The sequence below is a fragment of the Snodgrassella sp. W8124 genome, assembly GCF_016100875.1.
Taxonomy (GTDB): domain Bacteria; phylum Pseudomonadota; class Gammaproteobacteria; order Burkholderiales; family Neisseriaceae; genus Snodgrassella; species Snodgrassella alvi.
The window spans coordinates 1-14,216 of the sequence record NZ_JACFRP010000006.1 but is presented as its reverse complement, the minus strand read 5'-3'; the positions used below and the strand labels follow the sequence as shown (position 1 = coordinate 14,216).

The window sequence follows — 14,216 nt, the reverse complement described above, 5'->3', positions numbered from 1 at the left end:
TTAGTCCTGATTTCTTAAATATTACTTAATACTTCGATTTTTTATCAAAGCATATCTCTGATACATTGATTCTGATGATGTCAGGGAAGCGCAGCTTGAATTTCACTTTGTAATTTGTGTAAAAAACGCCCCTGGCGTACCAATTCTGCTGCTTTTTCCGGCTGATTCTGAATAAAGGTCGCATCCAGTTGCTGGTATAAGCCGGTTTGTTCGAGCTCAATAGTTGCTGCAAGTTCTTTCAGTGTTGTCCAGTCAGCTTCTGTACGGGCGTCTTCGAGTGTTTCACGCCATTGCATCTGCTGCATTAAAAACTCAGCCGGAAAGTGCGTATGCTCAGGTGCATCCGCGTCTATTCCCTGTTGTTTCAATAAATATGCAGCCCGGTCAAGCGGATTGCTCAGAATACGATAAGCTTCGTTAACGGTAGCAGCCATCATCATGGCCTGCTTTTGTTCAAAAGCACTTCTGGCAGCAAATTTATCCGGATGGCACTGTGCTGCCAGCAGGCGATAATTCTGCTCCAGTTGCTTATCATCAATATTGAACTGTTCGGGTAATTGAAAAAGAGCAAAGTATTGGTTCATGTGGCTCACCTTTATGGTGAAAATTGGGTCAAAGCTAAAGATACCGGACATGAAAAACAGGCTTTTCGCAAAATTTGGTGTAATGCTGTATTTTGCTTATCAGCCGGCAGAATTGCGACATTCCGGCAACAGGGTTATTTATTTAAACATGAAAGCTTTCACCACAACCGCATTCATCTTTGGCATTGGGGTTGGCAAATTTAAAACCTTCTTGTAATCCCTCTTTAACAAAATCCAGTTCAGTACCATCCAGATAAACATGACTTTTAGGATCAACAAATACTTTGACACCATGTTGTTCAAACAATAGATCTTCCGGCTGGATGTTATCAACAAATTCAAGAGTATACGCCATACCCGAACAGCCACTGTTTTTAACCCCGAGACGAATACCTTCGCCTTTACCACGTTTGGTCAGATAATTGCTAATATGCTTAGCGGCTTTTTCAGTCAGAGAAATCATATTCTCACCTGTTGGAAATTTGTCCTGAATTTACTATGCAGTACCTTCAGGTTTTTTACAATTATGATTAAAACGACGTTTGTAAGATGAAAGAAATGAGCGCTTAATGGCAATATTTTCTTCACAGTTAATACAAAAACGTGTACCAGGAAACTCAAGCTGATGTTCAGATGATATTGATTCACCGCATTCCAGGCAAAATTGACTGGTACACATTCTGATATCGTTTAGGCGTACTGCATTAACCGATTGATTGTCATTATTTTCAGTAGTGGGTTCGTTGTTATTTGCGGTACTGCCAAAAATCATCATATTACTCGTTATGTTTTTTTCGATAATCAGCTACAGCAGCCTTAATAGCATCTTCTGCCAGAATAGAACAATGTATTTTTACTGGTGGTAATGCTAGTTCTTCAGCAATGGCACTGTTTTTAATAGCCAAAGCCTCATCCAGACTCTTACCTTTAACCCATTCTGTAATCAGACTTGAAGAAGCAATAGCAGAACCGCAGCCATAAGTTTTGAATTTGGCATCTTCAATAATACCGTTATCACTTACTTTGATTTGTAATTTCATTACATCGCCGCAGGCTGGTGCGCCTACCATACCGGTACCCACGCTCTGGTCACCCTTTTCAAAAGAGCCGACATTGCGCGGATTTTCATAATGATCAATGACTTTGTCACTGTAGGCCATAATAAGTTCCTTTTACAATTCTTCTAATGCCAGAATAACTACAATTGCTTTTATATTCGCAGCAAATAACCTGTTTTTGGTGTACAGCCCTGCGATATAGCAGGGCAGAATATATCGTTTCAGTCTGAGCTGATTAATGTGCTGCCCATTCGACACTACTCAAATCAATACCTTCCTGATGCATTTCCCATAATGGAGACAATTCGCGTAATTTACCGATTTTGGATTTAATCAGTTCAGCAGCATAATCAATCTCGGCTTCGGTAGTAAAACGTCCGAATGTAATACGCAGAGAACTGTGCGCCAGCTCATCATTGCGACCCAGTGCGCGCAGTACATAGCTTGGCTCCAGACTTGCGGAAGTGCAGGCAGATCCGCTGGAAACAGCGATATCTTTAACAGCCATAATCAGACTTTCACCCTCAACAAAATTAAAGCTGATATTCAGATTTTGATACACGCGATGTTGTAAATCACCATTGATATATACTTCTTCAACACCTTTAATTGCATTGAGAAAACGGTCACGCAGTGCTTTAGCATGAGCATTGTCTTTATCCATTTCCAGACGCGCCAAACGGAATGCCTCACCCATGCCGACAATTTGATGAGTAGCCAGTGTGCCGGAACGGAAACCACGCTCATGCCCGCCGCCATGCATCTGTGCATTCAGGCGGACACGGGGTTTGCGGCGTACATACAAAGCACCAATTCCTTTAGGGCCGTAGGTTTTGTGTGCAGACATACTCAGCAAACCAATCTGATTGGCTTTTACGTCAATATGAACTTTACCGGTAGCCTGAGCGGCATCGACGTGAAAAATAACTCCTTTTTCAGCACAAAGTGCACCAATAGCTGCAATATCCTGAATTACACCGATTTCATTATTTACCCACATCACACTGACTAAGGTTGTATCAGGACGGATAGCAGCTTCCAGCTCTGCCATATCAATCAAACCGTTTTCCTGTACACCCAGATAGGTAACTTCGAAGCCTTCTCTTTCCAGCTCTCGCATGGTATCCAGGATAGCTTTATGTTCAGTTTTGACCGTAATCAGATGCTTACCTTTACTGGCATAAAACTGTGCCGCACCTTTCAATGCCAGATTGTCAGACTCAGTGGCTCCTGAAGTGAAGATAATTTCTTTAGAATCCGCACCAATCAAAGCAGCAATTTCATTGCGTGCATTTTCTACGGCTTCTTCTGCCTGCCAGCCAAAGCTATGGCTATTGGATGCCGGATTACCAAAAAATTCCGTCAGGTAAGGAATCATTTTTTCAGCCACACGCGGATCAACCGGTGTTGTAGCTGAATAATCAAGGTAGATAGGAAGTTTTACGGTCATTGTCGTGTTCTCTTTAAATATCTATGGCTGCGCCGGAGTATTAATGCAGATTAATTAAGGTAACTGGCTGCTCCGGGTTGCTTTTTTTTTCATTACTGTTGTTATGGTAAGTTCGCTGATTCAGAATGCATTGCAAAGTAATGCCGCGCAGATAGCTGTCTATGGTTTTATTCAGATTTGCCCATAAGTCATGTGTCAGACAGGGTGAACCATCCTGACAATCAGCATGACCGCCGCAAACGGTAGCATCCAGAGTGTCTTCCGCTGCAGAGATAATATCTGCAATATTAATCTGAGCAGCATCATGACTCAGTACATAGCCGCCCCCCGGCCCGCGAATACTTTCTACCAGCCCGGCACGGCGTAATTTTCCGAACAGCTGCTCAAGATAAGACAGGGAAATGCGCTGACGTTCACTTATTGCAGTCAGGTTTACTGCACCAGATTGCGCATGCATAGCTAAATCCAGCATGGCAATGACGGCAAAACGCCCTTTGGTGGTTAAACGCATGACAAAACCCGAAACAGATTGACAATGTATGAATTATCTAATACCCGACAATTTTAGTCAACTTTATTCATGGATAAATCAAGTAATTATGTCAGAATAAATTCCATCACAAATACATAAGATTCTAAAATTAATACTGGTTAAAACACTGGAAATACAGACTGTTTACAGCTGCCTGGCAGAAGAACCGAACGAATTGTTTTAATTTTTGCGGATGATATTTCCAGATTATTAATAACATTCATCCAATCAGAGCGTTTGTATATGATAAGCACAGAATGATTAAGAAATTCGGGATTATCGGTTTTTCTGAGAACAGGCCGGAATCAAGCTCACGGATAGTAAAATGAAAAAATAATGCAAGCCGTAAAAATACTGAAGTGGTTAATAAAGCTGAGTTAATAGCTTAACTTTAAAAGATATTGATACTTTTTTTGATAAGAAATTAAAATTCAAAATATTTATGCTGATTGAAAAATCATATTTCTGAAAATAAAACAGGTCTGAATATATTCAGACCTGCAAGAAATGTCCGGAATAAATGTTATAAACTGGCAAAAGCATCGGTAGCAGCCACCAGAGCAGCCTGATTTGCCGGTTCAAAGCCAGAATGACCGGCCATAGTGACTACCAGTCTGGCATGCGGTAAAGCCTGATGCAATTCCCATGCGCTTTCAATCGGTGTGCACATATCATAGCGCCCCTGAACAATGACAATCGGAATATCAGCCAGTATCTGAATATTTTCCAGTAAGGCAAATTCGCTTGCCAGCCAGCAGCGATGGACAAAATAATGATTTTCAATCCTTGCAATTGCCAAGGCACGCTGCGGATCATTATATTCGTCTATACCAGCCTGATTATGCTCTAAATGTACAATACTACTTTCCCATTGGGCCCATGCTTTAGCTGCATTGAGCTGAGTTGTTTCATCCGTATAAGGATGGCATAACAACTCATGATAGGCATCTACTAAATTATGCTGTTTATCTTCAGCAATCGGTGCGAGATAATTCTCCCATGCTTCCGGAAAAATATGATTTGCGCCTTGCTGATAAACCCAAGTAATTTCATTTGGCCGGCACAGAAAAATACCGCGCAGTATCAGCTCACTGACTCTTTGCGGATAAGTTTTAGCATAAGCAAGTGCCAGTGAGCTCCCCCATGAACCACCAAATACCTGCCAGCGTTCAATGTGCAGCATCTTGCGAATTTTTTCTAAATCTTCAACCAGATCCCATGTAGTATTGTCGTCAATACAGGCATAGGGCAGGGAACGACCGCATCCACGCTGGTCAATAATAATAATGCGGTATTTTTCCGGATTGAAGAAACCGCGGCATGCAGGCGAGGCTCCGGCTCCCGGCCCGCCATGTAAAAAAATAACTGGTTTACCGGCCGGATTGCCGCTTTCTTCCCAGTAAATCTGATGAATTGCAGAAACCTGCAATAATCCGGACTGATATGGTTCAGTTATTGGATACATAAATGTGTTCCTGAAAGCATCTGCAAACTAACTAAATGATTATTATTAAATTATAATTCAATTTGTATCTGGTTTTATCACTGTTCTGCCGGCTGTCTGCGGTTATCAATCAGCGAAACCACTTACGTACGGCGTCCAGACCGCCAAAGCGTATATTAATAGACGTTGCGGCCTGTGTTTTCGGTTTGGCGTGGTAGGCAACTCCAAAACCGGCTGCCTGTAGCATCGGAATATCATTTGCACCGTCACCCATTGCCAGTACCTGCATTGGGTTTAGTCCAAGTTTTTCTCTGAATTGAACCAGTAAATCAGCTTTAGCCTGAGCATCAATAATTCTGCCTGCCAGCTCTCCGTTCAGAACATTATCTTGTATCACCAGCTGATTAGCAAAAGAATAATCAAGTCCGAATTGTTGCTGCAGCCGTTGAGTAAAATAAGTAAATCCACCGGAAATCAGCATGAATTTAACTGCATATTTCTGACACTGCTGCAACAGCCATTCTGCACCCGGAGAAAGTTTCAGTACATGTTCATAAACCTGTTTTAATTCTTCAACCGGTAAACCCTTTAATAAAGCTACACGCGCCCGTAACGATTGCTCAAAATCAATTTCACCGCGCATTGAGCGTTCGGTGATGGCCGCAACCTGTGCCTGTAATCCCATTCCGGCAGCAATTTCATCCACACATTCTATGGTAATCAAAGTGGAATCCATATCACTAACAATTAATCCTAAGTCTGCAAAATTCTGGTCAGGCAAAATAGCAAAATCAATTTTTTGCTCAATCAGCTGAGTCTGTGCTGATTCAGATAATTCGAAATCAACACTAACCGGCAGTCGCAGCACAGAATTATCAAATGTATATTCCGGATTTAACGGCATAATTGCGTTTAAATGGGATAAGTCACACAGATGTAAATCCGTATGTTGTAAAACCAGAACAGGAAGCATAACAAATATACAGCCAGAAAAAAAATTCAGTATAGACATCCACAATAGGCTTGACAACCAACAGTTAAAAAGAAAATAAGTGCTGAAATCAGAATCCGGAAATTGAGTAAAATTAATCTTATTTAAACTAAAAATAAAAATAAAAAACTTAATTTACATTAAATTCTTTAAACATAAAGAAAAATTACAAATGAGTTTGTACAATGCAACTTTTTGTCCAAAATTGCGGTTGTGAAAGGATAAATAAATATCCAGAAATTTTAGTATTATTGCTATTATTCCAAGTCGCATTTTTATGGAGTTATTACATGCAACACCCCTCAACCACCTCATCGGCGGTCGATCAGTATCGCGAACTTACTGTTCGCGGTATGATCTTAGGTGCATTAATTACAGTAATATTTACTGCATCTAATGTATATCTGGGGCTGAAAGTTGGCCTGACATTCGCTTCATCCATACCCGCTGCCGTAATCTCTATGGCTGTACTCAAATGCTTTCATGGTTCAAATATTCTTGAAAACAATATGGTACAAACACAGGCATCGGCGGCCGGTACCTTGTCTTCAATTATCTTTGTTCTGCCCGGTTTGTTAATGATTGGTTACTGGCAGGGTTTTCCATTCTGGCAGACAACCTTGATATGCGTTGCCGGCGGTATTCTTGGTGTTATTTTCACTATTCCTTTACGCCATGTACTGGTTGTTAATAGTGATTTACCTTATCCGGAAGGTTTAGCCGCCGCTGAAATACTCAAGGCTGGTGACCACAATCAACCACAGGAAAATGATGAAGATTCACCGCAAAGCGGAGTTAAGCAGATTGTTACCGGTGGTATTTTATCCGGTATTTTCAGCTTTCTGGCCGGCGGCTTACGCGTAATAAGTGAAAGTGCCAGTTACTGGTTTAAAGTAGGCGGAGCCGTATTTCAGGTGCCCATGGGCTTTTCACTGGCTTTGCTGGGTGCCGGTTGGCTGGTAGGTATTACCGGTGGTATTGCTGTACTGCTAGGCATGTTTTTTTCATGGGGAATAGCCGTACCATATTTCACCAGTACCACTGCAATGCCTGAAAATGTTTCAATGATGGATTTTGCAATTAAACTTTGGGTAACCAAAGTCCGCTATATTGGCGCCGGAGCCATCGCTGTTGCTGCAATCTGGACATTAATTACCCTTTTCAAACCTATGCTTGAAGGCATGAAACTTTCTTTTCAGGCCTTTGGATCGGATTCACAAACCAGCAAGACACAGGAGCGGGTAAATCAGGATTTATCGCCTAAAACCATGATGCTGATTGTAGTGGCTACTCTGATCATTCTGGTTGCTACCTTTTACAGCTTTATTGCCACTGCGCCGATATCTTTCGGACTGGCCTGTGCTTTAGTTGCGTGTGCCACCATCATGGCCTTCATTATAGGTTTTCTTGTGGCAGCAGCCAGTGGCTATATGGCTGGTCTGATTGGTTCTTCTTCCAGCCCGATATCCAGTATCGGTATTGTTTCAATCATCATTATATCGCTGGTATTCATGGTGATTGGTCAGTCTAGCGGTATTTTCGCACAAGCTGGTGGTAATCAGTTTATGACAGCTTTAGCATTATTTACTGCTTCTGTGGTTATGGCCATTTCCACTATTTCTAATGATAATCTGCAGGATTTAAAAACCGGCCATCTGGTTCAGGCTACACCGTGGCGCCAGCAAGTAGCACTAATTATTGGCAGCATTGTTGGTGCGATAGTAATCTCACCAGTACTTGAACTGTTGTATAACGCTTATGGTTTTACCGGAGCCTTACCACGTGCCGGAATGGATGCTGCTCAGGCACTGTCAGCACCGCAGGCAACTCTGATGACCACTATTGCCAAAGGGATTTTTTCTCACAATCTGGAATGGGCATACATCAGAGCAGGCGTATTTCTGGGTGTATTCCTGATTGTGCTTGATGTGGTAGTCAAATATCTTCGTCCGGGCTGGAGTGTACCTCCGCTGGCTGTGGGTATGGGTATTTATCTGCCGGCTTCCGTCAATATGCCAATCTTTATTGGAACAGTATTATCCTATTTATGTTTGCGTTATATCAAAAAGCGCCATACTGATCCAGCTATTCAGGAGAAAGAGGTTAAAGCCACAGATCGTCGTGGTACATTGCTGGCTGCTGGATTAATAGTCGGTGAAAGTATCGTGGGTGTAGTAATGGCTATGGTAATTGTTGCGTCTATTGCTCTGGGCGGCGGCGAATCTCCGCTAGCTTTGAATTTGCAGGGCTGGGATAAAATTGGAGAATTATTAGGTTTACTTCTCTTTATCTCATTTATGGCAATTCTGGTACGGCAAATAATAAAAAAATAACAGTTAATTAATAAAAACAGCGCGTAAAAAGCGCTGTTTTTTGTACATCTTCTGAGTTATATAGACCTAAATAAAATAATTCTACAGTATATTTATATGCCATCATACTTAAGAAAAATAAAAAAATAACTTCAATACTAGCTATCTCGAAAATATCTAATGTTAATATAAAATCATATAAATTTTTCTTGAATAGATATTTTATTAGTATTTTTAATATAGCCTTATAGAGAATAATTTTTTATGTAACGAATATTATTATAAAAATGAATACAGTAATAATTGAACACATTGCCCAATAAACTGTTATTGAAAATTAATATTTCAACTAACTCTGATTTCTAAATTCATTATATTTGTTGTAATAATATCTCTTTTATTATAGTAAATTTTGATATTCACATTATCAGTCTGGAGACTGGGAAATTTTTATTTTCTATTGTTAATGCACAGCGGATGCATTCCGCACCTGGTGCCACGTTGACAGGGAGCGAGCAAGGTGAGCGAAGAAGTTACAAGTACCGTGAGCTTAGTAAGGTTATACACTAAAAAAATCAGCAAGGTATTGTGAAGATTAAACTGATTTATACAAGGTAATCTGGATGTAACACATTGCAGCGTTTGTGTTACTAGACGCTGATCTTTGAGACTGATTCTTGTCTGCGTTATCTGATTGTAATTGCCGGCACAAATTAACAAGTCGAGTTGTCAAAAAACTCAATGAATATTAATATGAGCAATATGTTAGCCGAGTTGTGTTAACGCAATCTCATGTTTGAGTTTTTATTTACTACTTAATCTTTTACGCCTTCTTCTTTATAAATGCTGTTGCTAATGCTGTTGCTAATGTTGTTGCTGATACAGTGATTAAAATATCTGCGAATTTTCCTGCACGTTTTCCTACAAATTCCATCAATGCTTTTGCACAAGTAGGACAAAGCTCATCATCATAATATTCTCCTCCAACTGCATAATTTCTACATCCATAGTTTCGGCAAACATAAATGGTTTTTTCACAATTTGGACATTTACACATATCTCTTCTTAAATTATTTTTAACAAAAATTTTTGCTCTGACTTTATGGTCACAATACGGACAAGTACCTATTGGTTTATCCTTTGATGTTTGTTCATTCATAATTGACACCTTATAAATCCATGTTTGTTCTAATTGAATTGCGTTAATAATGAAAACCAATATATTTCTAATCAACTAAAACCTTAATATTTTGCGAACCAAAATAGAGGTTATACAGCTAAAAATAAATCAAATTATTAAATAACTGTAGTTTATTTAAGTATATTATAAATTTAATTTGTTTTAGTAAATTTTTTTTATATTAAATAGAGATAAATATAATTAAATAGAGATGTTCAACATTTATGTTTAAAAAATTTTGAACAAAAAGAGCGAGTTGAATTAGTTAAGAATAAGCTGGACGATGTCAAGAGTAAATGTGATGTGTTAATAAATGCAATTGAAAACGGTTTAGATGAAGTAAGTTCAATTATGAAACAAATATCAAATTAAGATGAAACAGATAGAGCTCTATTAATTGAACAGGAAAAATATCTGCTGAGCCTGTCTTTGTCGAGCCATCTGGTATTGAAATTAGTTCAGCTATAAAAGCTCTGCGGAATTTTATAACAAATATAAAGAATGTTAGAAAAATAAGGATTTTTTTACAATTATTTATAGAGAGTATTGAAGTTTTTGACGATGAAAAAGCTATAAACTATTTACCCGAACGGATTGTGAATGCAAAAGCGGTTCATAGTAAAAACGAATGGCACGCCTACAGGGATTCGAACCCCGGTTGCTACCGTGAAAGGGTAGTGTCCTCGGCCTCTAGACGATAGGCGCATTAATATGTGTTAGTGTGTATATGATACTACAATTTGTATAAACATATATCATTTTCACAAGTATGAAAAGTAATTCTAACAGTTTTAATTATTACAAGAAATATCTCTTTATCAGAATTATTATATTGTCAACTTTGATATTACTTTGCTTTGTTTTTAAAAAGACAAATTAAATAATAAAATTTATTTGAATAAATTTTATAAAAATTAAAATCAATTAATGATATATTCATAACAAATTGATAAATAGTTAAGTTTAGTTAAATCTATGTATAAATAAATATTTTATGATATAATATTTATGTTGTTTAAACAACATATCAATTATTATATATTTATTTACAAAGGTGAAAATATGGTTTATTTTACTGTTACTGCAGCTAATGGGTGTAAAGCACTTATTAACAGAGATATGGTTAATAAAGTAATTGATTATGGTAATTATCGTGCCATTTATCAAGGAAGTGATACTAATAACTTTCAAGTTAGAGAAAGTTTGTCTTATATTTGGGATTATTTAAATAGTAAATAAAAGTTGTATAGGTTAAATTTTATTCTCTTTGAGAAGGAATTCATAAAATGAAAACTGATTTAACATGTATTCTTTTAACATTACTGTTATCTTTTTCATTTAGCAATGCTTTTGCATATAAACCTTCTCAATTTGATAAAATTCGCCTGAAACAAAATTGTAAAAATGAGCAGGAGTCGCCATTTAAAGACTTCGCTGGTACGCCTAGTTGTGACAAGCTGAAAAAAATCGAAATCGATGAAAATCAGCCAACTTACCGGGTAATTCGTGAACAATGAATGAATCTTATCTGAAAAGGTAAGTACAAATGTAGCCTGATTAGGCCAATCAGGCTACAAAGTTGATAGATTTAAACTCTGCAAGCTGAATCAGAATGACGGTTCTGATGCAGCTTAATTTTTATATATTTTTGATTTAAATAAAATGTATGTGTTGTATTGCATGTTATCTGGTTAATGTACTTTACTTAATAGTTGAAATAGATATTTAATTTCAAAATACTTTTTATTTTCTTGGAGATAGTTGATTTGTATTTGTATAAATCAACTAACAAAAATACTACACTCAAGTCAATTTGAGAAAATATTGAAAACGTTTATAGCATATTAATGGTTAATATATTATTTTAAATAAATAGTTTTAATAGCACTTTATAGTATACTTTATATTTCTTATAAATTTATCATCTGAAGCTATAAGTAAAATTTTAGTTGTTCAGTTTATTGTTCTTTATTTTATTTATTGGAGAAGTAATATATGATATTAAATGGCGATAGTATAAAAAATGCTTGATATTTTAAAATTAAAATGAATGTATTTTATTTATAAATATTATTTTTACCTTATTTTAGTATCAGCTACTATTGATCATTTAGATATTTCAAAGTGATAAAGTAGTTAGTGGTGATAAAAATAGATAGATAATATAACTTAATATATGTTTCCTATAGAGGTTTTATAATATCCTATTCAAATCTTTTTTATCACCATTATAATTAATTAAACTTTTATAACCTAAATAATTTTAAAACACTTTTCTTTAAATAATTCATTGTATTTAATTAATTTTTAAAAATTCAAATAAATACCATATTATTTAAAATTTTCTTAGATAGCTTTCAATTGCATATAAAGGGGAAATAATCAACCAACTTTTTGATGAGTATATTTTCAGTAGTATTCCTAATGCTTGTAAATCATCTTTAGGTACAATATCCCTTTTTTTCTTACGTCCGCGTAGTTTCCAATTTATTTTTTTAAAAATTCTAATTGATTTCCAAGTAATTGATTTATATATATTTTTTAAATTGTTCTTTGCACCCTTATAATTAATTCGTACACCTGAATGTAGGTGTTGTGAAGATAATGACTCAACTTCTTTTATCCACCATCCAAAGTTCTGAATCTTTTTTTGATTTAATTTCAATTCAGCTTCATTCCACTTTTGTTTTTTTTCATATAATTCTGTCACAGATGAACCTGTACTTATTATAGTATTGGTTCCATCAGAACGTACACTATATTCAGCACTATATTTTTCGACATAAAGAGGTTCATAGTGATATGCAAGACGTAATAAAAACTCATAATCTTCATTTTTATCCATGGATTCGTCTACCCAGCCTATATCTTGCGCTCTATTTCTATCTATGACAAAGCTATGAATGGGAATAAAATTACCTTGGAGATGTGTAATAAATGAATATCTATCTTTTTTAAACGGCGTTAATCTGGATATCAATTGATTGTTTATATTATATGTTGCCAAAATAATATCGGAGTAGGCCCATGCATTAGTACTTGTTTGCAACTTGCCAATCATATTGGAATAATGATCAGGATAAACTTTATCATCATCGTCAAGGAAAGCTAAATAATGTCCTGTAGCCGCTTGCATTCCTAAATTTAAGCTGTGAGAGCGAGCATCATGATTAGCTGTATGACTAAGTAGTTTAAAACACTTAAAATAATTTTTCCATATAGAAACTATAGACTCAATTTTTTCTAAAGAATCATCATTTTGTAATTTTTGTACTACAATAATTGGTTCAATATTTTTGTGTAGCTGACCTGACAAAATAAACAGGCATTTATCCAAGAATTTTTCTCGTCCTGGCATAGTACGTATAATAATTGAAATTAAATCGTTTTTTTTCATTATTATCTCCACATCGGTTTAGAGAAGTTTAAACCGTTTTTAAAATCCGGATTTGCTTTTATGACTTCATCTACAGTGTGTTGTTGAACATTAATTAATTGTTCATTTAAATCTATATCTGATAAATCTAAACGTTTTTTCCATTGATTTAAGGCGAAATTTTTAAATTTGACTGAGCGCCATTTATGTGCTATCAGTGTCGCTGATTTCCATATTTCTAATTCCCTATCTTTTCTATCCATAGCATAATGAAAAAATAAGGCTTTTGTACATGTAAAGCATTTATATCCCGCTGCTTTAACTCGCCAAGAAAAATCAACATCTTCACAGTATAGAAAAAAATCTTTATCAAAACCGTTAATTTTTTGGTAAATATCAACTGGAATAAGCATACAGGCACCAGAGCACCAATCTGTTTCTCCTGTATTATGATTAAAACTTTTAGGATGCATTATTGGTTCATGAATTGCTTCAAATATACCATGCCAGTTATTATATCCAGCCATGTTAACTAATTCAGTCAAAGCTGCCGGATGTAAAAATCCATCAGGATTCAAGCAAATATAAGCTTTAGAATCTGAAGATACCCTTGAAAAAATATCATTATGGCCAGCACCAAATCCTATATTTTCTCCATGATAAACATCAATGTTAGTCCACTGCTTTTGTTGGATAAGAAGAAGTATTTCTTCCAAAGTGCGGTAATTTCCCTGATTTCTTATTATTATGTGAATTTTGTTTTGAGAATATTGCTGGCTATAAATTGCCTCCAGATTTCGTTCAATTTCCTCAATAGGATTATTATAAGTAATTATACCAATTGAAAGTGTATATTTAGCAGGTAACATATTATCCCAACCATCATTCGCTGATATTAAGTCAAAACTTATACAAATATTTTTTGATATATTTTCGAGTAAATATTTATATTCAAAAATAAATATATTATTTTTTAAAAAGGGAAATTTTTAACCATATTCCTCTACTGATTTAATTGTCTTAATATAAAGAGTAATCCCCAATAATTTAATAACTTTAAATGATAGTATCCGCTTAAACATGTATATGTACCAACAATATTGCTGTATTATATTCTGTAAATTACGTATAATATCTCAATAGCTTATATATGTAAATATATTACTATTTTGACTAAATTAAGAACAATATTGTAACTATCCCCTAAAATAGTACAGCAAGAAAGTAGAAAATTCTCTATGATATTTTTAAGGAGAATTTCAATATGAAAAAATTTTCAGAGCATCAAA

At 35.9% G+C, this 14,216-nt stretch carries 14 protein-coding genes and 1 tRNA gene; 3 read left to right on the top strand and 12 right to left on the bottom strand.

Annotated elements, in window-relative coordinates; all coding sequences use genetic code 11:
- Positions 1-80: 80 nt before the first annotated feature.
- The 8 genes from hscB to serB all read right to left on the bottom strand — a co-directional run bounded on the left by hscB (position 81) and on the right by serB (position 6,041).
- Positions 81-584 (bottom strand): Fe-S protein assembly co-chaperone HscB, encoded by a 504-nt coding sequence (hscB, locus tag H3U73_RS10340; RefSeq protein ID WP_078474327.1) that lies wholly within the window; start codon positions 582-584, stop codon positions 81-83.
- 142 nt (positions 585-726) lie between these two features.
- Positions 727-1,047 (bottom strand): iron-sulfur cluster assembly protein IscA, encoded by a 321-nt coding sequence (gene iscA / locus H3U73_RS10335; RefSeq protein WP_025330173.1) that lies wholly within the window; start codon positions 1,045-1,047, stop codon positions 727-729.
- Between the two features lie 33 nt (positions 1,048-1,080).
- On the bottom strand, positions 1,081-1,359 hold the full coding sequence (locus H3U73_RS10330; RefSeq protein WP_084549941.1) for a hypothetical protein: 279 nt from the start codon (positions 1,357-1,359) through the stop codon (positions 1,081-1,083).
- 1 nt (position 1,360) lies between these two features.
- On the bottom strand, positions 1,361-1,744 hold the full coding sequence (gene iscU, locus H3U73_RS10325; RefSeq protein WP_025330175.1) for a Fe-S cluster assembly scaffold IscU: 384 nt from the start codon (positions 1,742-1,744) through the stop codon (positions 1,361-1,363).
- Positions 1,745-1,877: 133 nt separating this feature from the next.
- Entirely contained in the window at positions 1,878-3,092 is a 1,215-nt protein-coding gene (locus H3U73_RS10320; protein ID WP_025330176.1) for an IscS subfamily cysteine desulfurase, read from the bottom strand.
- 40 nt (positions 3,093-3,132) lie between these two features.
- Entirely contained in the window at positions 3,133-3,603 is a 471-nt protein-coding gene (locus H3U73_RS10315) for a Fe-S cluster assembly transcription factor (protein WP_025330177.1), read from the bottom strand.
- A gap of 544 nt (positions 3,604-4,147) precedes the next feature.
- Entirely contained in the window at positions 4,148-5,089 is a 942-nt protein-coding gene (gene pip / locus H3U73_RS10310; protein WP_084549937.1) for a prolyl aminopeptidase, read from the bottom strand.
- A gap of 109 nt (positions 5,090-5,198) precedes the next feature.
- The gene (gene serB / locus H3U73_RS10305) at positions 5,199-6,041 is read right to left on the bottom strand and encodes a phosphoserine phosphatase SerB (protein WP_084549967.1); all 843 of its coding nucleotides are present in this window, start codon (positions 6,039-6,041) and stop codon (positions 5,199-5,201) included.
- Positions 6,042-6,349: 308 nt separating this feature from the next.
- Between serB and H3U73_RS10300 the strand changes: the two genes are divergently transcribed.
- The gene (locus tag H3U73_RS10300) at positions 6,350-8,392 is read left to right on the top strand and encodes an OPT family oligopeptide transporter (RefSeq protein WP_084549935.1); all 2,043 of its coding nucleotides are present in this window, start codon (positions 6,350-6,352) and stop codon (positions 8,390-8,392) included.
- A gap of 802 nt (positions 8,393-9,194) precedes the next feature.
- Here H3U73_RS10300 and H3U73_RS10295 read toward each other — a convergent pair.
- Together H3U73_RS10295 and H3U73_RS10290 are read right to left on the bottom strand one after the other, a co-directional pair.
- Positions 9,195-9,530, bottom strand: a complete 336-nt coding sequence (locus tag H3U73_RS10295; RefSeq protein WP_198190504.1) for a hypothetical protein — start codon at positions 9,528-9,530, stop codon at positions 9,195-9,197.
- A 650-nt stretch (positions 9,531-10,180) separates the two neighbouring features.
- Positions 10,181-10,256, bottom strand: a tRNA-Glu gene (locus H3U73_RS10290).
- A 357-nt stretch (positions 10,257-10,613) separates the two neighbouring features.
- Here H3U73_RS10290 and H3U73_RS10285 point away from each other — a divergent pair.
- Positions 10,614-10,790 carry a hypothetical protein gene (locus tag H3U73_RS10285; RefSeq protein WP_172349974.1) on the top strand — a complete coding sequence of 59 codons (177 nt, stop codon included), beginning with the start codon at positions 10,614-10,616 and terminating at the stop codon, positions 10,788-10,790.
- A gap of 47 nt (positions 10,791-10,837) precedes the next feature.
- A complete protein-coding gene (locus tag H3U73_RS10280) occupies positions 10,838-11,068 on the top strand; it encodes a hypothetical protein (protein ID WP_025330182.1) in 231 nt (76 codons plus the stop codon).
- Positions 11,069-11,886: 818 nt separating this feature from the next.
- Here the strand turns inward: H3U73_RS10280 and H3U73_RS10275 are convergent.
- Positions 11,887-12,948, bottom strand: a complete 1,062-nt coding sequence (locus H3U73_RS10275) for a glycosyltransferase family 2 protein (protein WP_198190503.1) — start codon at positions 12,946-12,948, stop codon at positions 11,887-11,889.
- A 2-nt stretch (positions 12,949-12,950) separates the two neighbouring features.
- Positions 12,951-13,796, bottom strand: a complete 846-nt coding sequence (locus H3U73_RS10270; protein WP_084549705.1) for a glycosyltransferase family 2 protein — start codon at positions 13,794-13,796, stop codon at positions 12,951-12,953.
- Positions 13,797-14,216 lie beyond the last annotated feature (420 nt).

Excerpts from the sequence above, each read along its gene's own strand:
- hscB (WP_078474327.1), bottom strand. The coding sequence starts at position 584 with ATGAACCAATACTTTGCTCTTTTTCAATTACCCGAACAGTTCAATATT.
- iscA (WP_025330173.1), bottom strand. The coding sequence starts at position 1,047 with ATGATTTCTCTGACTGAAAAAGCCGCTAAGCATATTAGCAATTATCTG.
- H3U73_RS10330 (WP_084549941.1), bottom strand. The coding sequence starts at position 1,359 with ATGATGATTTTTGGCAGTACCGCAAATAACAACGAACCCACTACTGAA.
- iscU (WP_025330175.1), bottom strand. The coding sequence starts at position 1,744 with ATGGCCTACAGTGACAAAGTCATTGATCATTATGAAAATCCGCGCAAT.
- H3U73_RS10320 (WP_025330176.1), bottom strand. The coding sequence starts at position 3,092 with ATGACCGTAAAACTTCCTATCTACCTTGATTATTCAGCTACAACACCG.
- H3U73_RS10315 (WP_025330177.1), bottom strand. The coding sequence starts at position 3,603 with ATGCGTTTAACCACCAAAGGGCGTTTTGCCGTCATTGCCATGCTGGAT.
- pip (WP_084549937.1), bottom strand. The coding sequence starts at position 5,089 with ATGTATCCAATAACTGAACCATATCAGTCCGGATTATTGCAGGTTTCT.
- serB (WP_084549967.1), bottom strand. The coding sequence starts at position 6,041 with ATGCTTCCTGTTCTGGTTTTACAACATACGGATTTACATCTGTGTGAC.
- H3U73_RS10300 (WP_084549935.1), top strand. The coding sequence starts at position 6,350 with ATGCAACACCCCTCAACCACCTCATCGGCGGTCGATCAGTATCGCGAA.
- H3U73_RS10295 (WP_198190504.1), bottom strand. The coding sequence starts at position 9,530 with ATGAATGAACAAACATCAAAGGATAAACCAATAGGTACTTGTCCGTAT.
- H3U73_RS10285 (WP_172349974.1), top strand. The coding sequence starts at position 10,614 with ATGGTTTATTTTACTGTTACTGCAGCTAATGGGTGTAAAGCACTTATT.
- H3U73_RS10280 (WP_025330182.1), top strand. The coding sequence starts at position 10,838 with ATGAAAACTGATTTAACATGTATTCTTTTAACATTACTGTTATCTTTT.
- H3U73_RS10275 (WP_198190503.1), bottom strand. The coding sequence starts at position 12,948 with ATGAAAAAAAACGATTTAATTTCAATTATTATACGTACTATGCCAGGA.
- H3U73_RS10270 (WP_084549705.1), bottom strand. The coding sequence starts at position 13,796 with ATGTTACCTGCTAAATATACACTTTCAATTGGTATAATTACTTATAAT.